Annotated in this window: 25 protein-coding genes; 15 read left to right on the top strand and 10 right to left on the bottom strand. The window is 44.6% G+C overall.

All coding sequences use genetic code 11. The annotated features are described in order from the left end of the window. Window positions 1-177: 177 nt before the first annotated feature. From hemH to htpG, 3 genes are all read right to left on the bottom strand, one after another. A complete protein-coding gene (gene hemH, locus KIV40_RS03785; protein WP_012127250.1) occupies window positions 178-1,143 on the bottom strand; it encodes a ferrochelatase in 966 nt (321 codons plus the stop codon). A gap of 140 nt (window positions 1,144-1,283) precedes the next feature. Continuing rightward, entirely contained in the window at window positions 1,284-1,928 is a 645-nt protein-coding gene (adk, locus tag KIV40_RS03780; protein ID WP_005425498.1) for an adenylate kinase, read from the bottom strand. A 318-nt stretch (window positions 1,929-2,246) separates the two neighbouring features. Further along, the gene (gene htpG / locus KIV40_RS03775) at window positions 2,247-4,151 is read right to left on the bottom strand and encodes a molecular chaperone HtpG (RefSeq protein ID WP_285347979.1); all 1,905 of its coding nucleotides are present in this window, start codon (window positions 4,149-4,151) and stop codon (window positions 2,247-2,249) included. A gap of 272 nt (window positions 4,152-4,423) precedes the next feature. Between htpG and KIV40_RS03770 the strand changes: the two genes are divergently transcribed. From KIV40_RS03770 to KIV40_RS03755, 4 genes are read left to right on the top strand one after another with little or no spacing between them, the layout of a single operon-like run. Then, entirely contained in the window at window positions 4,424-5,296 is an 873-nt protein-coding gene (locus tag KIV40_RS03770; RefSeq protein ID WP_012127248.1) for a transcriptional regulator, read from the top strand. A gap of 11 nt (window positions 5,297-5,307) precedes the next feature. Further along, the gene (toxS, locus tag KIV40_RS03765; protein WP_005534641.1) at window positions 5,308-5,823 is read left to right on the top strand and encodes a transmembrane regulator ToxS; all 516 of its coding nucleotides are present in this window, start codon (window positions 5,308-5,310) and stop codon (window positions 5,821-5,823) included. Between the two features lie 46 nt (window positions 5,824-5,869). Then, window positions 5,870-6,625 (top strand): sulfite exporter TauE/SafE family protein, encoded by a 756-nt coding sequence (locus KIV40_RS03760; protein WP_285347978.1) that lies wholly within the window; start codon window positions 5,870-5,872, stop codon window positions 6,623-6,625. Window positions 6,626-6,648: 23 nt separating this feature from the next. Continuing rightward, complete coding sequence (locus KIV40_RS03755) at window positions 6,649-6,927, top strand: SelT/SelW/SelH family protein (protein ID WP_285347977.1); 279 nt, start codon at window positions 6,649-6,651, stop codon at window positions 6,925-6,927. 53 nt (window positions 6,928-6,980) lie between these two features. On the opposite strand, the gene yfcE is transcribed toward KIV40_RS03755, so the two are convergent. Next, window positions 6,981-7,526, bottom strand: a complete 546-nt coding sequence (yfcE, locus tag KIV40_RS03750; RefSeq protein WP_012127245.1) for a phosphodiesterase — start codon at window positions 7,524-7,526, stop codon at window positions 6,981-6,983. Window positions 7,527-7,595: 69 nt separating this feature from the next. Continuing rightward, the gene (locus KIV40_RS03745) at window positions 7,596-7,805 is read right to left on the bottom strand and encodes a hypothetical protein (RefSeq protein WP_005425482.1); all 210 of its coding nucleotides are present in this window, start codon (window positions 7,803-7,805) and stop codon (window positions 7,596-7,598) included. Between the two features lie 350 nt (window positions 7,806-8,155). Between KIV40_RS03745 and KIV40_RS03740 the strand changes: the two genes are divergently transcribed. From KIV40_RS03740 to KIV40_RS03715, 6 genes are all read left to right on the top strand, one after another. Next, window positions 8,156-9,073 carry a TIGR01777 family oxidoreductase gene (locus KIV40_RS03740; RefSeq protein WP_285347976.1) on the top strand — a complete coding sequence of 306 codons (918 nt, stop codon included), beginning with the start codon at window positions 8,156-8,158 and terminating at the stop codon, window positions 9,071-9,073. A gap of 37 nt (window positions 9,074-9,110) precedes the next feature. Then, the gene (locus KIV40_RS03735; protein WP_012127243.1) at window positions 9,111-9,938 is read left to right on the top strand and encodes an SDR family oxidoreductase; all 828 of its coding nucleotides are present in this window, start codon (window positions 9,111-9,113) and stop codon (window positions 9,936-9,938) included. Between the two features lie 455 nt (window positions 9,939-10,393). After that, window positions 10,394-11,248, top strand: coding sequence for a co-chaperone YbbN (locus KIV40_RS03730; RefSeq protein ID WP_285347975.1), 855 nt, complete (start codon window positions 10,394-10,396; stop codon window positions 11,246-11,248). 156 nt (window positions 11,249-11,404) lie between these two features. Continuing rightward, complete coding sequence (locus KIV40_RS03725; protein WP_005425470.1) at window positions 11,405-12,319, top strand: SPFH domain-containing protein; 915 nt, start codon at window positions 11,405-11,407, stop codon at window positions 12,317-12,319. A gap of 9 nt (window positions 12,320-12,328) precedes the next feature. Next, complete coding sequence (locus KIV40_RS03720) at window positions 12,329-12,790, top strand: NfeD family protein (RefSeq protein WP_005425424.1); 462 nt, start codon at window positions 12,329-12,331, stop codon at window positions 12,788-12,790. Between the two features lie 587 nt (window positions 12,791-13,377). Further along, window positions 13,378-13,554, top strand: coding sequence for a hypothetical protein (locus KIV40_RS03715; RefSeq protein WP_005534657.1), 177 nt, complete (start codon window positions 13,378-13,380; stop codon window positions 13,552-13,554). Between the two features lie 77 nt (window positions 13,555-13,631). Here the strand turns inward: KIV40_RS03715 and KIV40_RS03710 are convergent, their stop codons facing one another. The 4 genes from KIV40_RS03710 to zipA all read right to left on the bottom strand — a co-directional run bounded on the left by KIV40_RS03710 (window position 13,632) and on the right by zipA (window position 19,046). After that, entirely contained in the window at window positions 13,632-13,994 is a 363-nt protein-coding gene (locus KIV40_RS03710) for a DUF2799 domain-containing protein (protein ID WP_228175532.1), read from the bottom strand. An 81-nt stretch (window positions 13,995-14,075) separates the two neighbouring features. Next, complete coding sequence (locus KIV40_RS03705; RefSeq protein ID WP_012127239.1) at window positions 14,076-15,461, bottom strand: hypothetical protein; 1,386 nt, start codon at window positions 15,459-15,461, stop codon at window positions 14,076-14,078. A gap of 512 nt (window positions 15,462-15,973) precedes the next feature. Next, window positions 15,974-17,986, bottom strand: coding sequence for an NAD-dependent DNA ligase LigA (ligA, locus tag KIV40_RS03700; RefSeq protein ID WP_134978065.1), 2,013 nt, complete (start codon window positions 17,984-17,986; stop codon window positions 15,974-15,976). Window positions 17,987-18,074: 88 nt separating this feature from the next. Continuing rightward, window positions 18,075-19,046, bottom strand: a complete 972-nt coding sequence (zipA, locus tag KIV40_RS03695) for a cell division protein ZipA (RefSeq protein WP_134978064.1) — start codon at window positions 19,044-19,046, stop codon at window positions 18,075-18,077. Between the two features lie 250 nt (window positions 19,047-19,296). Here zipA and cysZ point away from each other — a divergent pair, with 250 nt between their 5' ends. From cysZ to crr, 5 genes are all read left to right on the top strand, one after another. After that, the gene (cysZ, locus tag KIV40_RS03690; protein WP_005534666.1) at window positions 19,297-20,040 is read left to right on the top strand and encodes a sulfate transporter CysZ; all 744 of its coding nucleotides are present in this window, start codon (window positions 19,297-19,299) and stop codon (window positions 20,038-20,040) included. A gap of 165 nt (window positions 20,041-20,205) precedes the next feature. Then, window positions 20,206-21,174, top strand: a complete 969-nt coding sequence (cysK, locus tag KIV40_RS03685; protein WP_005534670.1) for a cysteine synthase A — start codon at window positions 20,206-20,208, stop codon at window positions 21,172-21,174. Window positions 21,175-21,472: 298 nt separating this feature from the next. After that, on the top strand, window positions 21,473-21,730 hold the full coding sequence (locus tag KIV40_RS03680) for an HPr family phosphocarrier protein (protein ID WP_005436894.1): 258 nt from the start codon (window positions 21,473-21,475) through the stop codon (window positions 21,728-21,730). Window positions 21,731-21,869: 139 nt separating this feature from the next. Next, window positions 21,870-23,594, top strand: a complete 1,725-nt coding sequence (ptsI, locus tag KIV40_RS03675; RefSeq protein WP_285347974.1) for a phosphoenolpyruvate-protein phosphotransferase PtsI — start codon at window positions 21,870-21,872, stop codon at window positions 23,592-23,594. A gap of 105 nt (window positions 23,595-23,699) precedes the next feature. Then, window positions 23,700-24,209 (top strand): PTS glucose transporter subunit IIA, encoded by a 510-nt coding sequence (crr, locus tag KIV40_RS03670; protein WP_005425608.1) that lies wholly within the window; start codon window positions 23,700-23,702, stop codon window positions 24,207-24,209. 98 nt (window positions 24,210-24,307) lie between these two features. On the opposite strand, the gene KIV40_RS03665 is transcribed toward crr, so the two are convergent. Next, the gene (locus KIV40_RS03665) at window positions 24,308-25,432 is read right to left on the bottom strand and encodes a flagellin (protein WP_134978063.1); all 1,125 of its coding nucleotides are present in this window, start codon (window positions 25,430-25,432) and stop codon (window positions 24,308-24,310) included. Between the last annotated feature and the right edge of the window lie 187 nt (window positions 25,433-25,619).

The raw sequence follows: 25,619 nt of genomic DNA, 5'->3' as shown, positions 1-25,619 counted from the left end.
GGTTGGAACATCAACGGTATTACCGACCGTTTTATCGACCCAATTCCTGCGCAAATGCGTACAGGTAAGCGTTGGTATGAAGGTACATAAAGTGCAAATAAAAACAAAGGGTCGCGATTGCGACCCTTTTTGTTTTCCACAACCTAAACTAACTTGGAAATGGATACAAGTTTCGCTTTAAAGCTTAGAGCGAACGAGCTCAACCATCATCTCGATGTGCTCATCATTGTCATTCAAGCAAGGGATGTAACTAAAGCTCTCACCACCGGCTTCTAGGTAAATCTCTCGGCACTCTTCTGAGATTTCTTCCAATGTTTCCAAACAATCTGATGAGAAAGCTGGCGTAATCACGATAAGTTTCTTCTTACCTTGGCTTGGTAATACTTCCAGCGTCTTATCCGTGTATGGCTGTAGCCATTCTTCACGACCAAAACGTGATTGATATGTCATTCCAATTTGTGCTTCACTCAAACCCAGCGCTTCACCAAGCAAGCGAGTCGTCTCTTCACAATGCTTAGGATAAATATCACCATTGTCTGCATAACGCTTAGGGATACCATGGTAAGAGCAAAGTAGGTAATCGCCTTGACCATGCTCTGCCCAATGGTCACGAACCGATTGCGCAAGTGCTGCAATGTATAAGGGATGGTTGTGGTAATCACGAATAAAGCTGAACTCAGGCATTACTGGCATCTTTTTGAATGCCTTCGTCATACCGTCTGAGACTGCGGCCGTCGTTGTACTCGAGTATTGCGGGTAAAGCGGTAATACAATCACTTCCTCTACGCCTTGTGCAATCAGCGCTTCAAAACCAGATTGTAAGCTTGGATTACCGTAAGTCATACCCAGTTCAACTGGCATATCGAGTGCTACAGCTAACTTGTGAGCTTGTCGTTTTGAGTAAACCATCAGAGGAGATCCCTCTTCCATCCAGACGGACTGATACAGCTTAGCGACTTTCGGCGAGCGAATTGGCAAGATGACACCGTGAAGAATCGGACACCAAAGCCAACGCGTCATATCAACAACACGATGATCATGAAGAAACTGACTTAAAAAGCGTTTTACTGCTGGTGCAGTTGGCTCATCAGGCGTACCTAAGTTAACCAATAACACACCCTGTTTATTATTGTTGTTTTTCATAATATCCTACTCATGGTGAACGGCTTGCTTTTTACGGTGGAGCAAACCAGATGGTTCATCGTACTTACAGGCAAAAATAAAAAAGCGACCCGAGGGTCGCTTTTAAATATATCAAAATATTAAATTTTGCCGTTAGCTAATTATGCTAGTGCTTTCTCAATATCTGCGCTTACTTCTGCAACTTGCTTAGTGCCGTCGAATTTAAGGTACTTAGTGTTACCAGCTTCAGCTTCTTTACCGTAGTAGTTGATAAGTGGTGCTGTTTGCTCGTGGTAAACACCTAGACGTGCACGTACTGTTTCTTCTTTGTCGTCATCACGAACAACAAGATCTTCGCCAGTTACGTCATCTTTACCTTCCACTTTTGGTGGGTTGTAAACAACGTGGTAAGTACGACCTGAAGGAAGGTGAGCACGACGACCAGCCATACGCTCAACAATCACATCGTCAGCTACGTCAAATTCGATTACGTAATCAACGTCAACGCCCATCTCTTTTAGGCCGTCAGCTTGAGGGATAGTACGAGGGAAACCATCAAGTAGGAAACCTTTTTCGCAATCGTCTTGAGCAATACGCTCTTTGATTAGACCAAGGATGATCTCATCAGAAACTAGCTGACCAGCGTCGATAACAGCTTTAGCTTGTTTACCAAGCTCTGTACCTGCTTTGATAGCAGCACGAAGCATATCACCAGTAGAGATTTGTGGAATACCGTATTTATCCATGATGAAGTTTGCTTGTGTGCCTTTACCTGCACCTGGAGCACCTAGAAGAATGATGCGCATGATTTATCCTCTTTAATATTTAAGATTTATACCGAAGCTCACAATAGCTGGACTTCTAGGAATAACCCCACGAAGCACTGGCAACGATAAGTTTCGGTATAACGTTTAGGCGAGCCAAAATACACGCCTTATTACTCACATTCAAGTGTTGAGATTCTAACACAGGTTCACTACGCTATGAGCAGATTAAGACTAAAGAATGTTAGCGATGCCAGCTTTCCCGTCTTGTTGATTACTAACTCAACACTTAAAGTGTGAATCTATGCGTTTACAAACAAAAAGCTCGCATTTCGCGAGCTTTTTAGGGGTATTGAGTTATTAAACCTTAGTCAAAAGCTTGTTGATGGCACCAACGAATTGCGAAGGATCTTCCATCGAACCACGCTCAGCGAGCATCGCTTGGCCCAGTAACACCTCAACCCAGCGACCAAACACTTCTTCGTCCGCTTCATCCGCCATGCGTTTTACTAGTGCATGCTCTGGGTTAATTTCGAAGATGTATTTCACTTCTGGTACCGCTTGGCCAGCCGCTTCAAGAAGCTTCGCCATCTGCGTGCCCATTTCGAAATCATCCGTCACGACAACAGCGGGTGTTGTTGCCAGTTTAAAGGTGGTGCGAACTTCTTTCACACGGTCACCAAGGTAAGACTGAGTGCGTTCAACAACAGACTTAAACTCTTCTTCCGTTTCTTTCTGTTTTTCTTTTTCCGCTTCGTCTTCAAACTTGCTTAGGTCTAAGCCCGCTTTCGTGATCGACTGGAACTGCTTACCATCAAACTCTGTTAGGTAGTTCATCAACCACTCGTCAATTCGATCGAACATCAAAATAACTTCGATGCCTTTCGCTCTGAATTGCTCTAGGTGTGGGCTGTTCTTCGCCGCAGCGTAACTGTCTGCCGTTAGGAAGTAGATCTTGTCTTGACCTTCTTTCATACGTTCAACATAAGAAGCCAAACCAACGGTTTGTTCTGCGGAGTCCACTTCAGTAGATGCGAAACGCAATAGACCAGCAACTTTCTCTTTGTTTGCCATGTCTTCTGCAACACCTTCCTTCATCACAAGGCCGAACTCTTTCCAGAATGATTGGTATTTCTCTGTATCATTCTTTGCCATGCGGTCTAGCATAGTAAGCACACGCTTGGTACAAGCATTACGTAATGACTGAGTGACTTTGTTATCTTGTAGGATTTCACGTGATACGTTCAAAGGCAGATCGTTTGAATCGATCAGGCCACGCACGAAGCGCATGTAAGAAGGCATAAACTGCTCAGCGTCATCCATGATGAACACGCGCTGTACGTACAGTTTCAGACCCGATTTATGATCGCGGTTCATCATATCCCAAGGTGCTTTCGCTGGGATGTAAAGCAGACTGGTGTAGTCGTTCTTACCTTCTACGCGGTTGTGGCTCCACGTAAGAGGATCTGCAAAATCGTGAGAAACGTGCTTGTAGAACTCTTGGTACTCTTCTTCAGAGAGCTCTGACTTATTGCGCGTCCAAAGTGCTTGAGCTTTGTTGATCTGCTCCCACTTCTTCTCACCCGTTTCTTTGCCTTCATCATCACGAACCGAAGTTTGGATAGAAACAGGGATACCGATATGGTCAGAGTATTTGCTGATCACATCGCGTAGACGCCATTCGTTTAGGAACTCTTTACCTTCTTCACGCATGTGAAGCACGATGTCCGTACCTCGAGAATCTTTGGTAATGGTCTCAACGGTGTAGTCACCTTCGCCAGCAGACTGCCATTGCACCGCCTCATCAGCAGCGAGACCAGCCGCGCGAGTGCACACAGTCACCGCATCTGCAACAATAAATGCTGAGTAGAAACCCACACCAAACTGACCGATAAGTTGAGAATCTTTGCTCTGATCATCTGACAGCTTAGAGAAAAATTCTGCAGTCCCTGATTTCGCGATGGTACCTAGGTGTTCAATCACATCATCACGGCTCATACCGATGCCGTTGTCAGAGATTGTTAATGTGTTCGCGCTTTCATCGAACGCAAGCTTCACGCCTAAGTCAGCGTTGCCCTCATATAAATCTGGGTTAGATAGCGCTTGGAAACGAAGTTTATCTGATGCGTCGGACGCGTTTGAGATCAGCTCTCGTAGAAAAATCTCTTTGTTGGAATAAAGAGAGTGAATCATCAGATGAAGTAGTTGTTTTACTTCCGATTGAAAGCCACGAGTTTCTTTGTTGTGAGATACGGTTTCGCTCATGTTTGCTCCATAACATCTAAACTAATTAGACTTTTAATGACAAAGCCCTAACCGCCGCTTCATAAAAGCGGCATTACTAAGATGTCATTTAACATGTGGCTGACAAATGTAAATTCAAGGTCAATATTGCTAAAAACGGTGTTTTTTTAGAAAATTTTAATTATCCTACGTGTCTAAAAGCATCTAAAACGTGGCACATGTCCTTTTGCGCACGCCTTGTTATGTGACGCAAATCACTATAATTACAGAATCATCCATCTAAGAAGAACTAAATGACTAACATCGGCACCAAATTTCTGCTTGCTCAAAGATTCGTCTTTGACCCAAATAGTAATTCGCTCGCTGACCAACAAAATGGCAACGAAGTTGTACGATTAGGCAGCAACGAAAGCCGTATTCTCCTCATGTTGGCAGAGAGACCTAACGAAGTGATAACACGTAACGAACTGCATGAGTTCGTTTGGCGTGAACAAGGCTTTGAGGTGGATGACTCAAGCTTAACTCAAGCGATCTCTACACTGCGTAAAATGTTGAAGGATTCAACAAAATCACCAGAATTCGTTAAAACCGTGCCAAAACGCGGCTACCAACTTATTTGCTCTGTTGAGCGTTTAAGCCCGCTTTCTTCTGACTCTATCCCTGATATTGATGATCAAGAAGAAGAGAACGAAGCGCCAGTGGTTGATTTAGAGCAATTTGCCGAAGCTACCACAGAAACGCAAGCAGACATCGCTCCAGAAGCCGCCGCTCCAGTAGAAAAGCCGAAGCCAACACCAGCGCAGAAGAACGCGAACTGGCTATTCCGTATTTTGGTTGTCGTTGCTTTGCTGCTGCCAGTTTGTGTACTGATGTTGACTAAGCCAGCAGAATCTCAATTCCGTCAAATTGGTGAATACCATAATGTGCCAGTAATGACGCCAATTAACCACCCTCAATTAAATAATTGGTTGCCTTCCATTGAGCAATGTATCCAACGTTATGTCGAACACCACGCCGCGGAATCTTCACCAGTCGAAGTCATCGCGACAGGTGGTCAAAACAACCAACTGATTCTGAACTATATCCACGATAGCGATCATTCATACGAGAATGTCACGCTGCGTATTTTCGCTGGTCGTAATGACCCAACCGACATCTGCAACTAAGGGAGGCTGAAATGAAGATTAAAATAGCATCTGCGGTTTTGGCCGTATCCATCCTTTTTAGTGGCTGGCTATATTGGGGCAGTGACCTAAAAGTGGAACAGGTTCTGACTTCAAACGAATGGCAGTCAACCATGGTGACACTCATCACCGACACTCTGCCAGACGATACAGTTGGCCCACTACGCAAAGTTAATGTTGAGTCGAATGTGAAATACTTACCTAACGGTGAGTACATTCGTGTGGCGAACATTCAATTGTTTGCTCAAGGCTCAAATACTGAATCAACCATCAATATCTCTGAGAAAGGTCGCTGGGAAGTAAGTGATAACTACTTGCTGGTTTCGCCTTCTGAATTCAAAGATATCTCAGCATCGCAATCGAAAGACTTCTCTGAGTCACAGCTTCGTCTCATCACACAAATCTTTAAGTTGGATGCAGAACAAAGTCGCCGTATTGATGTAGTCAACGAAAAAACACTACTACTGACTAGCCTGAACCACGGTTCTACGGTACTGTTTAGAAACTGATTTTGATTCAATGATAAGGGGCCAAGATGGCCCCTTTATTTTTCGCATGGATTGGCTAGATACTCTCACTCTCTTCTTCGGTTCCCTCGTTGCAAATACACTCGCTTCTCTCTCTGGCGGCGGTGCAGGATTATTGCAATTTCCATTATTGATCTTTCTCGGCTTACCCTTTTCTGTCGCTCTTGGAACACACAAAGTGGCTTCCGTCGCGCTGGGGCTTGGCGCTGCAAGCACGCACCTCAAAGCCGGCACAATAAAACCGAAGATCGCGCTTTATCTGATTCTAGTCGGCAGTATTGGTGTCGTGATTGGTGCAAATCTGATTGTCCAAATATCTGACGATATCGCAGAGAAAATGCTCGGCGCGATGATCCTTGCTCTCGGCATCTATTCCCTCTTTAAAAAAGAACTTGGCCAAGTCGAGCTTGCGATCCATCGAGACACATTGGGTTGGATCATCGGCGGATTAGGATTGATGCTGATAGGCGACGTGAATGGTTCGCTAACTGCAGGTTCAGGTCTCCTCGTGACGCTATTCCTCGTGCGCTGGTTTGGTTACGATTACAAACAAGCAGTGGCTTACACCATGATCTGTGTCGGTCTGTTTTGGAATGGTATTGGTGGTGTTGCCGTCGTACAAGCAGGCGCTCCGATTCATTGGGCATGGCTACCCGTGCTGTTATTGAGTTCATTTTTAGGTGGCAGTTTAGGCGCGTGGGCAGCAACTCGATACAGCAATCGCGTTATCAAGATTGCGTTTGAGCTCCTCACCTTTGCAGTCGGCATCAAACTGCTACTTTAGTCTTTAGAGAAAGGAAATGAGAAATGGATAAAGCCATTATAGACATTTACTACTGTCGCCAGTGCAATTGGATGTTGCGCTCTACTTGGCTATCGCAAGAGCTGCTTCATACGCTCAGTGAAGAAATTGAAACCGTCAGCTTGCACCCTGACACAGGCGGTCGTTTTGAGATTTTCTGCAACGGCACGCGGATTTGGGAGCGTAAAAAAGACAGCGGTTTTCCTGAGGCTAAGGTCCTTAAACAACGAGTAAGGGACATCATCGACCCAGAGCGTGATTTAGGCCATTCAGATACAAAATAGGGAGCCAGTGGCTCCCTATTGTTTGATATCTTATGTGCTCTATGACTCGTTGATTAGATCGTGGTTTGAGCCAACACTTCACCTTCCGGGGTTTGCACCTTGAGTGTGTTGCCTTCCATTAGACCATAGCTACGCGACAAACCATTTCTTGGGAAAGTCATCGAACCAGGGTTGAAGATCACTGCCCCATCCTGCATTTCGGCAACAGGCACATGAGTATGACCATGAGCAATGATGTCACCTTCACGCAGTGGTGGACGTTTTGCACTGTTGTACAAGTGCCCATGAGTAAGGAACATGCGCTTACCAGATTCGAGTAGTATCCACGCATAATCCATCATCATCGGGAAACTCAACAGCATTTGGTCAACTTCGCTGTCACAGTTACCACGTACAGAAATAATCTGATCGCTGTATTGGTTCAGTAAATCAGCGACTTGCGGTGGGTTGTAACCTTCTGGGATAGGGTTTCTTGGCCCATGGTTTAGCGTATCCCCCAACAAGATGAGATGATCGGCACCAGAGGCCAAGTAAAGCTGAATAGTTTCTTCGGTTGCTGGCAAAGAGCCGTGCAAGTCTGAGGCAAAAAATAGTTTCACGACATCGTCTCCTCAAAAAATATGAGGCTATTCTACGGCATTCTTATAGAAGCTCAACCTAAGTACCTATTAATGGCTGCGTAGCATTTCCACCAGCATTGGCACTAGATAGAACCAAGCGACATAGCCAACACCAGCTAAAACAACGATCCAAAAAATGAACGATAGAAACTTCGACTTCGCTAAATGGTTGAGCGGATCAGGCTCACCACATCCGGGGCAAGTATGAGCTCGTTTTGAAATTTGTTTTTCACAAACAGGACAAGCAACTAGCGGCATGACATGACATCCTCAATTATTCTTTAATTCTCAAAGAATAAGCCTCAGATTGCAGATATGCAATGGCACAACTAAGCCATAAATGCTTCCATACACACCTCCTACCCGAGTGCCTTCTTCTTTTAAAATCAGCATGGCACAGTTTCTCTGTGCTAAGAGTGAGCAACACTCAAAGCCTGATAACATTTTGTTACACTTGTTCAAACTGTGAACTTCGCACCGCTTGGGAAGAAAACACTTCTAACTCGTTAGGAACTAATAATAAAATCGACATTGCAAGTCATTGATATGATCATGCAAGACGGTTAACGACTATAATGTCTGAATGGTTTCACACTCAAAGGGACGACATGAAGATACTACTGACTGGCGGAACAGGCTTTATTGGTTCTGAGCTACTCAAAATGCTCACCACTCATCAAGTCATTTTGCTGACGCGCACCCCCGCGCAGGCAAAACAGCGACTTCAGCATGCCGATGTCGGTAATACTGAATACCTTGATTCCCTCGATTCACTGGAAGATCTCAACGATGTTGACGCAGTAATCAACCTTGCAGGTGAGCCCATCGCAGACAAACGCTGGAGTCAGGAACAAAAAGAGATAATCTGCAACAGTCGCTGGAAAGTGACCGAGCGCATTGTTGAACTGATCCACGCCAGTACCGAGCCCCCTTCAGTATTCATAAGCGGCTCTGCGGTTGGCTATTACGGCGATCAACAAGACCATCCCTTTGATGAATGTCTACACGTAAACAGTGAGGCCTTCGCCCATTCTGTGTGTGCTCGATGGGAGCAAATAGCCAAACGAGCAGAATCGGAGCAGACACGTGTGTGCCTATTACGAACTGGGGTTGTTCTTGGCCCTAATGGTGGTGCTCTCGCCAAGATGCTGCTGCCTTATAAACTGGGCTTAGGTGGCCCGCTAGGCAGCGGTAGACAGTACATGCCTTGGATTCATATCTTGGATATGGTTCGCGCCATCATGTACTTACTCGAAACGCCGCATGCGCATGGCGAATTCAACTTGTGCGCTCCACACCCAGTTAGCAACAAAATTTTTAGTGGCACATTGGCCAAGACTCTTAAGCGTCCGCATATTTTGTTCACCCCGAAATGGGTGATGAACGTGGCAATGGGGGAATCCTCTTGCCTGCTATTTGATAGCATACGCGCAAAACCGAAAAAGCTTACCGAGCTTGGCTTTAAATTCAGTTACTCCCGAGTGGAGCCTGCACTCAAGAACTTGCTTCAAGATAGAAGTTGTTGAATCATAAGGCTCACGAACTCTCAGTGATCCCTAAACTATGAAAAAGTCTGTTCTTATCACCGGATGCTCTACCGGTATCGGTTACGTATGTGCCCACGCTTTGCAGAAGGAATGCTTTCACGTCATTGCTTCCTGCCGACAAGACCAAGACATTGAACGCCTAACCAACGAGGGCTTAACGTGTATTAAGCTGGACCTGAATGATCCTGAGAGTATTTCGTCCGGTGTCGCACAAGCGCTCGAGTTGGCTGAGGGTAAACTTTATGCCGTCTTCAACAATGGCGCTTACGGCCAACCAGGTGCTTTGGAAGATTTGCCGACAGTTGCCCTTCAAGCGCAATTTCAAACCAACTTCTTCGGCTGGCACCAACTCGTAAGAGAAGTGCTACCGCACATGCGTAAACAAGGTGAAGGGCGCATCATCCAAAACAGTTCCGTACTTGGCTTTGCCGCTATGAAGTATCGTGGTGCCTATAACGCCTCAAAGTTCGCGCTAGAAGGCTGGACAGACACCCTACGTTTGGAATTGATGGACACCAACATCAAGGTAGCATTGATCGAACCAGGGCCGATAGAGACCCAGTTTAGACAGAATGCCTTAAAGGCGTTTGAGCAGTGGATTGATGTGGAAAGCAGCGCCCACAGAGCAGCTTACGAAGGACAGAAGCAGCGTTTAGATAACGACAAGTCGAACAACAAGTTTGTGCTTCCTGCTGAATCTTGTATTGAGCCCGTGCTTCACGCACTCACCAGTGATAAGCCAAAGATTCGCTACAGAATCACCACACCAACCAAAGTCTTTGCCGTTTTAAAGCGCCTATTACCCACTCGTCTTCTTGATAAAATTTTGCGACAAGCAGCATAAAAACTTTTTATCACAATGTAATTTTACCGTAACAATGTGATGTCATTATGAGCATGTAGGTTAAGAAAACCTCAATGTTCGAATCAATTTCTAGGTTAGTATCTTCATCCATCGAGCCTGAACGCGATGTGGATACTCACTTTAGATTTGGTATCGCCACCCTTTCTGTTTTGTATTTTCGCGAGACAATAATGACATTAAATCAGCTTAACTGGCTTAGTGTGGGTGTAGTGTTGACCATATTCATCCTATTTTGATACCACACCCAGCACACAACGATAACGTCTAACAAGACTCTCTAACCCGTGCTGGACTTGCCAATTTTAATAGCACTTTCGCTTGCTATCAGGAATACGCTGCTTCGGCAGCGTTTTTCCTTTCTATCGCTTGAATTTCCCAAATATCAACTCCATATCTACAATCAACGACAAGAAACAAAAAGCAAGGATACTCTGATGCAATCCCCATTTATCGTTGAGTTAACAGAACAAAACTTCCGTGAAACGCTTGAAGGATCAATGAACACGCCGGTGTTGATTCATTTTTGGGCGAGTGCTCAACCAGAAAGTGCACAAGTGATTCCTGAATTACAAATGCTGGCTCAGCAATACAACGGCGCTTTCACCCTTGCTCTATTGAACTGTGAACAGCAGCCTGCTCTTGCTTCTCAATTCGGCGTGCAAGTGCTACCGACCATCGCATTGTTTATGAATGGTCAAGCAGTCGATGGGTTGGGTGGTCCTCAGCCAATTGACGCGATTACGGCAATGCTGCAAAAACATCTTCCAAGCCAAGATGAAATGCAGTTGAAGCAAGCCAGCGAGCTGCTCCAACAAGGTGAACATGCTCAAGCTTTGGCGATTCTACAAACGTTATCGGAAGAGCTTCAAAACCGTGGTGATGTCAAACTAGCGATGGCAGATTGTTTACTGGAAACCAAACAGTTTGAATTGGCACAAACGCTGTTGGGTGCGATTCCACTGGAATACCAAGACAACTACTACAAAGGTTTGATCGCGAAGTTAGATCTACATCTTCAAGCCGCAGATAGCCCAGAGCTTCAACGCCTTGAACAAGAGCTAGCCGCAAACCCTGATAATTTAGAACTCGCGTGTGAGCTTGCAGTTCAATATAACCAAGTTGGCCGTGATGAAGAAGCACTTGAGCTGCTTTGGAACATTCTCAAAGCTAACCTTGGTGCACAAGACGGTGAAGTGAAGAAAGTCTTTATGGATATCTTGAGCGCACTTGGCCAAGGTAACGCATTGGCAAGCAAGTACCGCCGTCAACTTTACTCGATTTTGTACTAATCAAATCTTCGTAAAGTTAAAGAGTTTGAATAGAAAAGGCCGAGAAAAATCGGCCTTTTTTTGTCTGGAATTTATCGAGCCTCTCACTTCTACGATTGTTTCATCAACCTAAATGAGTAAAAATGAATCAACATTATGCACTTAAGGGAATAGCACATGCCAATTGACTCATTGATCACCATCGGTATTTTCGTTGCTCTAGCCGTTATCCTCCTCGCTTCTGCAGTAAAAACCGTTCCGCAAGGCAACAACTGGACGGTCGAACGCTTTGGTCGTTACACCCATACCCTCAAGCCAGGCCTTAACCTCATCATTCCTTTTGTTGACCGTGTCGGACAAAAGGTCAACATGATGGAGCGTGTACTCGACATTCCAGCACAAGAAGTGATTTCGAAAGACAACGCCAATGTAGTCATTGACGCGGTAGGGTTTGTTCAAGTCATCGATGCCGCGAAAGCCGCTTATGAGGTTAACGACCTAGAACATGCGATTCGTAACCTAACCCTCACTAACATTCGTACCGTACTTGGCTCAATGGAATTGGACGAGATGCTTAGCCAACGTGACATGATCAATACCAAACTGCTCTCTATTGTCGACCAAGCAACCAACCCTTGGGGCGTAAAAGTCACTCGTATTGAAATCAAAGATGTTCAACCACCAGCGGACCTAACAGCAGCAATGAACGCTCAGATGAAAGCAGAGCGTAACAAACGTGCGGAAATTCTCGAAGCTGAAGGGGTTCGCCAAGCTGAGATCTTACGTGCCGAAGGCCAAAAACAGTCAGAGATTTTAAAAGCGGAAGGTGAAAAGCAATCTGCTATCTTACACGCGGAGGCTCGTGAGCGCGCCGCACAAGCAGAAGCAAAGGCAACTTACATGGTATCGGAGGCAATTGCTAAAGGTGACGTAAAAGCCGTGAACTACTTTATAGCCCAAGGTTACACCGAAGCATTGAAGAGTATTGGCCAAGCTGAAAACGGCAAGATCATCATGCTGCCAATCGAAGCCACTGGCCTAATGGGCTCTGTCGCGGGTATCGCAGAAATGTTCAAACAAAGTAAAGACTAAGGTCTGCTTATGGATTTATTTAGCCTATTAGAAGGTGTCACCTTTTGGCATTGGATTGCGTTTGGTCTCGCGTTACTCGCAGTTGAATTGCTCGGGACAGCCGGCTATTTTTTATGGCTCGGCCTCTCTGCACTAATTGTGGGTGCTATCCTGTCTTTCTTACCGATTAGTTGGCAAATGCAATGGTTAGCATTTGCTGCTTTCAGCCTAGTGACAACTTGGCTTTGGTGGCGAAAACAATGGTCGAAGGATCGCAAAAGCGATAAAGCTCGCGACCTCAATCAAAAGCATAAACAATTGATCGGCAATATTGTCACTTTGGAAGAAGACTTCACTGTAGGCATGAACCGCTTAAGAGTTGCCGATACGACTTGGTCTGCCGAATCAGAGCACGACTTACCGGCAGGAACTCGAGTCGAGATTGTGGCTGTAGAGGGCATCATTCTCAAGATTAAGCCGGTTTCTCGCTGATTTGTGTCAAAATAATAGGGTGCAAAGCACCCTATTTCATATTTATTCTAACTACCTCTTTTATTTCATTGAGTTATTTAAATTATCCATAAAAATTAAGTAACAGAAATATTATCACCATCCTCTCTTTTTCATCCAATTTTCATTTATTAAAATTGAACAATTCAAATACATAGAAAAATATAACTCCTTTTTCGAAATCTAAATTTATTTTAAAAAATAAAACACTGTTGAATTTAATTTTGATCTTTCTAGGTCTCTATACATACTTAACGCATAAGCATGTCAATTAGGTGCTTATATTTTTTAAGGTAAGTAAGAGGAAGTACTATGAAAAAGACAATGATGTTATTCGCTGTCGTCTTGTTTTCATCGAGTGTGTTTGCCTACACAGACTCTAGTGGCAACAGCGCGACAGGACCTAACGTGCAATGCTACCTGCCAGATGGGGCTAGCGATTACATGCCCATAGTCTTATGCCAACATCAAAATAGTACGATAAAGAAATAAAATAATTCTAACTTTAAATTGAAAGATCAGTTAATTATTCAGCCTAAGCTGGGTATTAATGAGTGGGAGGATTCACCATGAAAAAGATTGCTGCTTTATTTATCGCGTGCTTTATTTTTGCATCTCCAATTTCTTTAGCACAAAGCTCAGCGGGGCACGTATTCGGTGCCGGCGTAGATTGCACATTTGATGATGGTACAGTAAAACATTTGCCACGTGAATTATGTACAATGTACGGTGGTACATTTAAATAAATAACCTTATCAATGGTTATAACGAAGTTTATCTACTTTTACGTTGATAAGCTTCGTTGGCCATTAAATGAATAAATTTAGAACTTGTAGAAGTCAGAACCGATAAATGCATCCCACCCTCTTTGCCATTCCGCTTTGATCATGACTTCTTGAGGCTGACCTGCACATTGGTCAGTGTAACGAGTACCTTGGATACCTTTTTCAAATGCTTTGAAAGGATCACAGAATTCTGCTTTACCTTCTTCATAGCCCGCCTTGTAGGATGCTTCGTCAAAAGAAACACTTTCTTTTAAGTTAGCTAAAACATCGTTGTCGTAGCGGTAGCCATTTGAACCAAAACGTTCACCTTGCCCATACCAATACTCGGCTGGAGTTTTAGGTGCAGTACTACAAGCTTGAAGAGATAATAATACAAATGGAATAATCAGTGCTTTCTTCATAGTTAGCTCCCTGGCCTCTGAAACAAAAAAAGCTGAGCGTTTGCCCAGCTTTTTAGACACTATCTAGCGTTTACAGTTCGATTATTTAACAGCAAAAGGAATTGTTAGTGCTAGCTTGAAATCTTCCTCATCTTGGAACAAGTTAGTGTAACCCGTCCAGTTCGGAGCATTTGTATCGTTGTAGTAGTTGGTGTAGTAGAAGCTAATGTTAGCATCTTTTAGCGCACCAGCTTGAATTGCATAGTTTGCAAATAGGCTGTACGCGTATTCAGTAAGATCATCGTAGCCTTGAGCAGATGAACCGAAGCCGTAAGCACCACTTAGACCAGCGCTAAAGCCTTTACCACCGATGTCAGAGAAGTCACGAGATACAGAACCAAATACCGCTAGCTCTTCATCGTGGTTAAAGTCAGAACGGTTATTCCACCAGATTTCGTATGCACCGTTTGAACCACCATATTGGCTAGTTAAGCGGTAAGCCATGTTACCAACATTTGCTGGGTCACCAGAGTCTGCGCCAGTGTATGTTGCTTCAGCACGGTATGAGTATTGACCAGAAGAGAAGCTTGTCAAAAGTGCTAGCTGGTATGCAGTGCTATCGTACTGTTCGCTATCATCAACGATGTACAGTTGAGGAGACCAGTATAGACCACCTTCTGTTGTACCTTTCACTTTGAAGTGAGCGTTCCAACGGTCACCATCAGATAGACCACCGTATGCCGCATCTAGAGAGATACCGTTATCTAAAGTGTAACGACCACCTACAGAGTAAAGTGTTCCTGCGTCTTCACCCTTAGTTGTTCTGAATTCGTAAGTTTCTTTAAACCACGGTGCTTTGTATTCAGTCGCAACAACCAAACCTAGGTCAAAACCACCGATTTTTCCGCCAACTTGACCACCTAGGTAAGTACCAGGAGCGAATGACCAGTTAACACCTAGAGAGCTAGGTACAGATGGTTGAAAGTAACCAAGTTTCGCAGTAGCAGAATCGCCTAGTTTGAACTTCGCTGCCGCTGTAGCAAATGAAACGCCATTGTCTGTACAGTCAGTCCATACATCAGAACATGCGCTGTCTTTCGCTTTTTTATCGTATGGGTTATTAACACCCCAGAAGTTCATTTCGTGATCTGCACCACCGTTTTGCCACATGTCGAATGTGCTGTAGATAACAACATCAAGACCAGCAACACCGCCAACATAGCCAGAGTTGAAGCCTAGGTTCGCAAAGATAGAACCATGGTCTAGGTTCGTTACCTTTTTGGTGTCGTTACCATTTGCATCTACATTACCACGGTCACGAGCACGCATCCAAAAGTTAAGGTTACCGCTAATAGTCGACTCAGAGAAAAACTCTGAAACTGCGCCAGCGTACTCTGGGCCTAATGGGTCTTCAGCCATTGCTGGTGCAGCTGCTACTGCTCCCATCATTGCCGCCGAAAGAGCTGATACTTTAAAAAATTTGTCCATGGAAAAAAACTCCTAAAAATGGGTATAGCTGTATTTTCTATCTCACCTTAAGTTGGCCGCCGAAGGGGAGAAGTAAATTCCCGAATAAACCTAAATCATCTCTAATTTAGTAATTTTTAGTTCCTGCATACACACCGTGTATCCACACCATTAAGACTAACTTCGCATCTAAAAACATCCAAACGGAACTTATTTTTTTTCTAAAAAAATATGACCAACGCCAAAGTTCCATATAAGTTGTTGATCCAGATCTTATTTTTAACACCAAAGACACAATCAAACTCCAGCCCCTTATTATTCAGTTACTTGAAGAGATTCGACAACGCTCAATTTGAAGTCGATCGCAGACTTTTTTGCTATGAGAGATGAATAACTGAAGGAGAGATCCTGATCACTGAAATCAGTAAAAGGCGCATTGGATGGCTATTAGGTGACTTTTTAATTGCAAAGAAAAAGCCCTAAACGACTGCCATTTAGGGCTTTTAGTTATTTTTTAGCTTTTTTGATAAGCGCTATTTCATTAAGTTGAGCAAGTCTTGTTCAGTTTGAATCTCAATACCTAGCTCTTGTGCTTTTGCAAGCTTAGAACCAGCATTCTCACCAGCAAACAAAATGTCTGTTTTCTTCGATACACTACCCGTTACTTTCGCGCCTAGATTCTGTAATGCTTCTTTCGCTTCTGAGCGACCTAGTTGAGAAAGGGTGCCAGTTAATACAACCGTCTTGCCTTCCAATGGTAATTCAACACCTTCTTGTGGTGCTGCAATCTCTGGCCAGTTGATGCCTTGTGCTAGCAAGTCTTGAACAACGGCTTGGTTTTTCTCTTCACCAAAGAACGTCGTAATGTGTTTTGCTACGATCACACCAATGTCCTGAACTTCAATCAATTGCTCTTCTGTTGCTTGCTGAATTGCATCTAGGTTTTTGAAGTATTGTGCTAGGTTGGCCGCTGTCGCCTCCCCGACTTCACGAATACCCAGCGAGTACAAAAAGCGTGGCAACGTTGTGAGTTTTGATTTTTCAAGCGCATTAACAACGTTGGTTGCCGATTTAGGCCCCATACGCTCTAGTACTGTTAAGACACCCGCAGAAAGCTTGAATAAATCAGCTGGGGTTTCCACCATCTCACGATCCACTAGCTGTTCAATCACCTTGTCACCCAGGCCATCTACGTCTAACGCTTTGCGGGAAACAAAATGCTTTAACGCTTCTTTACGTTGTGCCTGACATACTAAGCCACCAGTACAACGTGTTACCGCTTCACCTTCGATACGCTCAACGTGAGAGCCACATACCGGACAAGCATCTGGGAAAAGGATTTCACGAGCCGTTTCAGGGCGACGCTCTTTGATAACAGACACCACTTGTGGAATCACGTCACCAGCACGACGAATAACAACTTGGTCACCGACCATCACTTGCAAACGCTCAATCTCGTCTGCGTTATGAAGTGTCGCGTTAGAGACCGTTACACCGCCAACAAATATTGGTTCAAGCTTGGCTACTGGAGTAATCGCGCCAGTACGACCAACTTGGAACTCGACTTCGTTCAGTGTGGTTATTTCTTCCTGAGCCGGGAATTTGTAGGCAATCGCCCAACGAGGAGCACGAGCAACAAAACCTAAACGCTCTTGAATCGCAATGTCGTCCACTTTGATAACGACACCGTCAATTTCGTAAGCCAAAGCTTCACGGCGAGTAAGAATATCTTGGTAGTACGCTTTAACCTCTTCCAAGCTATCGACTCGCTTGGTTTCTGGACACATTGGCAAGCCCCACGATTTGATTTGTAAGAATCGTTCGTAGTGACTGTTAGCAAGAGTTGCCCCCTCCACAACGCCAACACTGTATGCATAAAAGCTTAGAGGACGTGAAGCCGTGATACGAGAATCTAATTGACGTAGGCTACCTGCTGCCGCATTGCGTGGGTTAACAAAAACTTTCTCGCCTTTTTTTCGTGCGTTCTCGTTAAGTTTGTCAAAACCGGCTTTTGGCATGAATACTTCACCGCGCACTTCTAGACGCGTCGGCCAGTCTTTACCTTGTAACTTTAATGGAATAGCACTGATGGTTCGTACGTTCTCAGTGATGTTTTCACCCGTCGTACCGTCACCACGAGTCGCAGCTTGCACCAATACACCATTTTCATACAGTAAGCTCACGGCCAAGCCATCAAGCTTAGGCTCGCAACAGTATTGTTTAATGGTATGGCCAACGACACGGTCTTGAGCTCGTTTATGAAAGCCATCTAGCTCTGCATCATCAAAAGCGTTGTCTAATGACAGCATTGGCACTTCGTGAGTAACTTGGCTGAATTCAGACAATGGCTGCCCACCAACACGTTGGCTTGGAGAATCAACAGTAACCAGTTCTGGGTGTTCGGCTTCAATATCCAATAGTTCACGCATCATACGGTCGTATTCTGCATCTGGAATCTCTGGGTTATCTTCCACGTAGTAACGAACAGCGTGGTAATGCAGCGACTCTTTTAGTTCTTCTAGTCGCTGAAGTACTGATTCAGACATATTAAAGCCCCGTGTATATTCATCAATGAGGTTGGGAATCTAAGAAAAAAGGCTCCTAACGGAGCCCTTTCATTATTTGGTGTTAAGATTATGCGTTAGCAGCATTAAACTCAACTATTTGACGTCGATATGATGCTAATCGATCTGGTGTCATCAAGTTTCGTTGATCATCCAGAACGTTACCGCCCATATCGTCAGCGATTTGTTGCGCAATGCGCAGCATTAGGTTGAAGTTTTGGTCTGCTTCACCGTAGCAAGGTAGCGTCATGAAGAACGAAATACCTTTGGTGCTAAATTCTGCTGGGTCGCCATGCTCTAGCGTACCTGGTTGCATCATATTGGCTACGCTGAATAGCACTTTGCCGTTACCAGACAAATCTACATGACGATGGAAAATGTTCATCTCGCCATAAATGAGGCCATTTTGTTGCATGCTGTCGAATAATTGAGTGCCCACAAAAGGCTCGTCGCCAGCGCAGTGGACGTTCAATACAATCACTTGCATTTCTGGTTCAGGCTTCGGTTCTTCGACAACCGGCTCAACGACCACTGGTGTAACTTCCTCTTCTGGCGTTTGCGCTGCTAAAGGAGCTTCAAACACTGGCTGGAGAGTTTCTTCCACAACTTCTGCGACTTCTTCTTTTTCAGCAAAAGCCTTCGCAGGTTCTTGTAGTACAGGTTCGACTTGCTCGTCATCCGTCTTCGTCGCAACAAACGCTGGAATCTCTTGCTCTTCTCTCTGCTCTTTGTCTTCTTTTGCCTCAAGGACATCATCGATCAGAGGATCAGACGAGAATTTGTTATCGAATGAATTTTCCATCCCAAAATCTGGCTCTTTGCGATCTTTACGAATGATTTCAAAATCGTCTTCTGGAGCAGGAGCAAAATTGCGCTCTTGTTCAGGAGTGTCTTTATCCTCTTGGTCAACGTCCAACTTGCCAAGTGGCTTGTTACCAAATTTTGCTTTGCCTTCTTTTTTGCTTGTCCACAAACCATGAAACAGCAACGCGGCGATGGCTAATGCGCCAACAACAATGAGTACGAATCGCAATTCCTGCATTATTTACTCTCAATCTACTTGTTCTTACTACTCGCACATCCTTGAGCAGCAACCCAAGTGCAATAAATCCGAATGATGCTTTTACTTTACCAAAACTATATGTAGGTTTAGAACAACTTAATGCAAGAAGTTCCGCTTTTTGTTGTGATTCTTGCCACGATTCCACTTTACAAGACCTAAATTGTTAGGGCATTGAAAGAAAAGCATCCACAGGTACAATGAGTTTTCACTTACACGAAGCAAAATGGATATGAAGTCGAATAATCAGCCTAGAACCGGATTCGGTTACTTCCTATATGGAATTCAAATAGCACTTTCTCCAGAGATACGTCGCTTTGTCGTCTTGCCACTGCTTGCCAACATCTTGCTTGTTGGTGGTGCTATCTTCTATTTATTCTCTCATCTCGATGTTTGGATCGAGAGTTGGATTGGCAAATTGCCTGAGTTCCTCTCATGGCTTACCTACATCTTGTGGCCAATTTTGGTGTTGACCATTCTTGCCACCTTCTCTTACTTCTTCAGCACATTGGCGAACTTCATCGCCGCACCATTTAATGGTTTGTTGGCTGAAAAGGTCGAAGAGTCCCTCACTGGACAAAAAGTCAATGACGATGGCTTTGCAGCTTTGATCAAAGATGTGCCTCGAGTCATAGCCCGAGAATGGCGCAAGCTGCTATATGTGTTACCAAAGGCGATAGGTTTATTTTTGCTGCTACTCATCCCAGCATTAGGCCAAACCGTTGGGCCTTTCTTGTGGTTCATCTTCACTGCGTGGATGTTGGCAATTCAGTACTGTGACTATCCATTTGATAACCATAAAGTGCCTTTCAATGACATGCGTTACAAATTGAAACAAAAGCAAGGTAAGGCATACGGCTTCGGTGTACTGGTTTCTGTCTTTACGACCATTCCAATTCTTAACCTCATTGTGATGCCAGTTGCAGTATGTGGTGCGACAGCCATGTGGGTGACAGAATTTAAACATCAACAGTAGCCCACTTTTAAACCTATTCAGGGAAGGCAGGATCAGCCTTCCCTTTTATTTTGCTCATTTCTCGACCAACCTCATAAGATATAACTTTTTAATCCTTTTCCCTTTTTTTTATACCGCATATTCTTCTAACCATATTCACAAAACGTGTAATGAAGGAACATCACTATGAGCAAGATCTACGAAGACAACTCTCTTACCATTGGTAACACGCCACTCGTTCGCCTAAACAAAGTGAGCAACGGTAAAGTTCTAGCGAAAATCGAAGCGCGTAACCCAAGCTTCAGTGTTAAATGTCGTATCGGCGCGAACATGATTTGGGAAGCAGAAAAAGCGGGAACGCTTAAGCCAGGCGTTGAGCTAGTTGAACCAACAAGTGGTAACACAGGTGTTGCGCTTGCATTCGTAGCAGCAGCTCGCGGTTACAAGCTAACACTGACTATGCCTGAGTCTATGAGCCTTGAACGTCGTAAACTTCTTAAAGCACTAGGTGCAAATCTAGAACTAACAGAAGCAGCAAAAGGCATGAAAGGCGCGATCGCGAAAGCAGAAGAAATCGTTGCAAGCAACCCAGACAAATACCTTCTTCTACAACAGTTCAACAACCCTGCTAACCCAGAGATTCACGAAAAGACGACTGGTCCAGAAATCTGGGACGCAACTGACGGCGAAATCGATGTATTCGTAGCAGGTGTGGGTACGGGCGGTACGATCACAGGTACAAGCCGTTACATCAAAGGCGAAAAAGGCAAAGCCATCACTTCTGTGGCAGTAGAGCCAGCTGAATCACCAGTGATTGCACAAGCGCTAGCAGGTGAAGAAATCCAACCAGCACCACACAAAATCCAAGGTATTGGCGCAGGTTTCATCCCTGGCAACCTAGATTTGGAACTTCTTGACCGCGTTGAGCAAGTCACTTCTGAAGAAGCGATCGAGATGGCTCGTCGCCTAATGGAAGAGGAAGGCATCCTAGCAGGTATCTCTTCGGGCGCCGCCGTTGTTGCAGCAAACCGTCTTGCAGAACTCCCTGAATTTGCAGGAAAAACTATCGTAACCGTTCTACCAAGCTCTGGTGAACGTTACCTAAGTACAGCGCTATTTGCTGGTATCTTTACCGAGAAAGAGAACCAACAGTAATATGTGGTCAAATCAATTTTTCGTTTAAAAAAGCCCCGTTCAGGGGCTTTTTTGTTGATCCCTGCCCCACCTTTGGTAATATCAGGGTGTTTTATTTTTAGGTTCAAAATAAAGAATCTAAACCAAAAAGGTTTCAGTGTGATTACGCACGCAAACAGTTGCGTAATCACCAAACTTTTGACTAGTATCAGTTCTGACACGCTTTGAACTCTCCCGTGCTAGCGCACAAGGTGTAAAGCAGTTAAGCTAAAACTTAGTCATAAACTAACAAAAAAATACATTTATTGGGGTATATCACATGTACGAGAAGCAAGTAGAAATCACAGCAGAAAATGGTCTTCACACTCGTCCAGCTGCACAGTTCGTTAAAGAAGCTAAAGCATTCGACGCGGACATCACTGTGACTTCTAACGGTAAAAGCGCTAGCGCTAAGAGCCTATTCAAGCTGCAAACACTAGGCCTAGTAAAAGGTACTCTAGTAACTATCTCTGCTGAAGGCCCACAAGCTCAGCAAGCAGTTGACCACCTAGTTGCTCTAATGGACCAACTACACTAATTCGGTCTCCTATTTCAGAAGCCATTTTGTGAAAGCAAAATGGCTTCGTTGGAAATAGGCTCAAAACTAAGCTAATACTATTCGTTAGCGCACCCATTATTCTCCCGTTTTATAAAGTTGACCAACTTAAGGTAAGGCTATGATTTCAGGCATCCTAGCATCTCCTGGTATTGCAATCGGTAAAGCACTACTACTTCAAGAAGATGAAATTGTCCTAAACACAAACACTATTTCTGATGATCAAGTAGAAGCAGAAGTTGCACGTTTCTTTGACGCTCGTAACAAATCTGCAGCTCAGCTAGAAACCATCAAGCAAAAAGCGCTTGAAACGTTTGGCGAAGAAAAAGAAGCGATCTTTGAAGGTCACATCATGCTTCTTGAAGACGAAGAGCTAGAAGAGGAAATCCTAGCACTTATCAAAAACGACAAGATGACTGCTGATCACGCGATTCACTCAGTGATCGAAGAGCAAGCATGTGCTCTTGAGTCTCTAGACGACGAATACCTGAAAGAACGTGCAACTGACATCCGTGATATCGGTTCTCGTTTTGTTAAAAACGCACTAGGTATCAACATCGTTTCTCTAAGCGATATCGATCAAGAAGTTATCCTAGTAGCTTACGACCTAACACCATCTGAAACAGCGCAAATTAACCTAGACTACGTTCTTGGTTTCGCTTGTGACATCGGTGGTCGTACTTCTCACACTTCAATCATGGCTCGCTCTCTTGAGCTTCCAGCTATCGTTGGTACTAACGACATCACTAAGCAAGTTAAGAACGGCGACATGCTGATTCTTGATGCGATGAACAACAAGATCGTTATCAACCCATCTGACGCTGAACTAGAAGAAGCAAAAGCAGTTAAAGCTGCATTCCTTGCTGAAAAAGAAGAGCTAGCTAAGCTAAAAGACCTACACGCAGAAACAACTGACGGTCACCGCGTAGAAGTTTGCGGTAACATCGGTACTGTTAAAGACTGTGACGGTATCATCCGTAACGGTGGTGAAGGTGTTGGTCTGTACCGTACTGAATTCCTATTCATGGACCGTGATGCGCTTCCAACTGAAGAAGAGCAATACCAAGCTTACAAAGAAGTTGCTGAAGCAATGAACGGCGAAGCTGTGATCATCCGTACTATGGATATCGGCGGCGACAAAGATCTTCCTTACATGGATCTTCCAAAAGAGATGAACCCGTTCCTAGGCTGGCGCGCAGTACGTATCAGCTTGGATCGTCGTGAAATCCTAAGTGACCAGCTACGTGGTATCCTACGTGCATCTGCACACGGTAAACTACGTATCATGTTCCCAATGATCATCTCTGTTGAAGAAATCCGTGAGCTTAAGCAAGCAATCGAAGAGTACAAAGCAGAACTACGCGCTGAAGGTCATGCATTCGACGAAAACATCGAAATCGGTGTAATGGTTGAGACTCCAGCTGCAGCAGCTATCGCGCACCACCTAGCGAAGGAAGTTGCTTTCTTCTCTATCGGTACAAACGACTTAACTCAGTACACACTAGCGGTTGACCGTGGTAACGAGATGATTTCTCACCTATACAACCCACTATCACCAGCTGTACTTACTGTGATCAAGCAAGTTATCGACGCTTCTCACGCTGAAGGTAAGTGGACTGGTATGTGTGGTGAGCTAGCTGGTGATGAGCGTGCAACACTTCTACTTCTAGGTATGGGTCTGGACGAATTCTCTATGAGCGGCATCTCTATCCCTAAAGTGAAGAAAGTTATCCGTAACTCTAACTTCGCAGAAGTGAAAGCAATGGCTGAAGAAGCACTTTCTCTACCAACAGCAGCAGAAATCGAAGCAGTTGTAGAAAAGTTCATCGCAGAGAAAACTCAATAATCAACTAATTCCAATGAGATAGGCGCTCAAAAAAAGTCGTCTATCTCGAAAGATTGGTATACTATAATTCGACAGAATTAAATAAAACGTTAGGAGCATGACACAATGGGTCTGTTTGACAAACTTAAGAAGCTAGTATCTGACGACAGCGCTGACGCAGGTGCAATCGAAATCATCGCACCACTATCTGGTGAGATCGTGAACATCGAAGATGTGCCAGATGTTGTTTTCGCTGAGAAAATCGTTGGTGATGGTATTGCTATAAAACCTGCTGGTAACAAAATGGTAGCTCCTGTAAACGGTACTATCGGTAAGATCTTCGAAACGAACCACGCGTTCTCTATCGAGTCTGACGACGGTGTTGAGCTATTCGTTCACTTCGGTATCGACACTGTTGAACTGAAAGGCGAAGGCTTCAAGCGTATCGCAGAAGAAGGTCAAACTGTTAAAGCTGGCGACACTGTAATTGAATTCGATCTAGCTCTTCTAGAAGAGAAAGCGAAATCAACGCTAACTCCAGTTGTTATCTCTAACATGGACGAAATCAAAGAGCTGAACAAGCTTTCTGGTTCTGTAACTGTTGGTGAAACTCCAGTTCTACGTGTAACTAAGTAATTTTTACTTAGCCGAACACGAAAAAAACGCTGCCAATGGCAGCGTTTTTTATTACCTGAAACTTTTGTTCTTGAGCGATGTTCATCGCTGCAACCTATTCAACTAAGTAAGCCAAGTGCCGAGCTCGGTCTCTGCTTCGCTTGGGCTAGCAATGCGGTAGTTGCATCTTGCAGTACTTGTGAACGCACCATCTCCGTCGATTCTCGCGCAAAGTCCGTATCTCGTATCCGCCCTTTTGATTCGGTCACACTTCGGTTCACCGTGTTAAGGTTATCCATGGTGCCACTAATCCGGTTTTGGAAGCCGCCTATTTCACTTCGATGTGAGTCAACGTACTTAATCGCGGCATCAATCACCCCAATTGACAGCTGTGCACCACCAGCAGTCGACATATCGATATCGTCCATGGTGACTAACCCACCAGCAGTAACGTCAAGCTCATCCGCTAAACTACCCTTTAGTTCCATTCCTTCTGGCGCATTTAGCGTTGAGGCAAAAAATTGCAGCTCATTATTTTCCGTTACTGAGGCACTCACTATCGATTGCTGCGCATTGATGTAAGTGGCAACTTGCTCGATGCGGTCTCCTAGTTTGAGCCTAATAGATTCAGTTTGAGATTGCCCTTTGCTGTCTTGATATTCAAGTTTGAGGGTTTGATTATCTTTAGTGACTCGCCAGTCTTCATCGACCGCATCACCAACATAATGCAGCCCTCCCATCTCTGGAATATGGCTACGCATGTTTCGTAGCGTCAAAGAGATTGAGTTGGCATTCGCGCCAATATGGAAGCTTTGTGAACCGTAAGATCCATCAAATAGGTTTTTATCTGCAAATGTCGTCGTGATCGCGACACGATCTAGCTCATCTTGCAGCGCTACAACCTCGTACTGAATACTTTGCCGGTCACTTGAATCATTGCTGGCATTTGCTGCTTGTAGCCCTAGAGAGCGTAAGCGTTGCAATATATCGCTACTCTCATGCAAAGCGCCTTCTGCGGTTTGTGCCACCGAATATGCGTCGTGCGCATTTCTTAAGGCAACATCAAGCCCTCTTGTTTGAACATTAAGAGTATTGGAGATCTGTAGACCAGCAGCGTCATCACTGGCGGAGTTAATTCGATACCCCGAAGTGAGATTGCGCTGCGATTCTATGTTTTGCTCAGCTGCGTGACCGAGGTGTCGCTGCGTCATCATCGCAGTAACATTGGTATTTAAAGAGACCATCTAATCGATACGAGCTCCTTGTTCCCGTCCTGTACGGTGTACCTAATACGTGATTTGAATAAGCAAAAAGCCAGGGGTTAGCCTGGCTTTTGTATCACGTCGATTAGGTTTATTAACCTAGTAGGCTTAGCGCTGAGTTAGGCGCTTGTTTCGCTTGCGCAAGGATAGAACTTGACGCTTGCGATAG

The organism is Vibrio sp. D173a (assembly GCF_030248475.1).
This window is presented reverse-complemented; position numbering and strand designations above follow the sequence as displayed.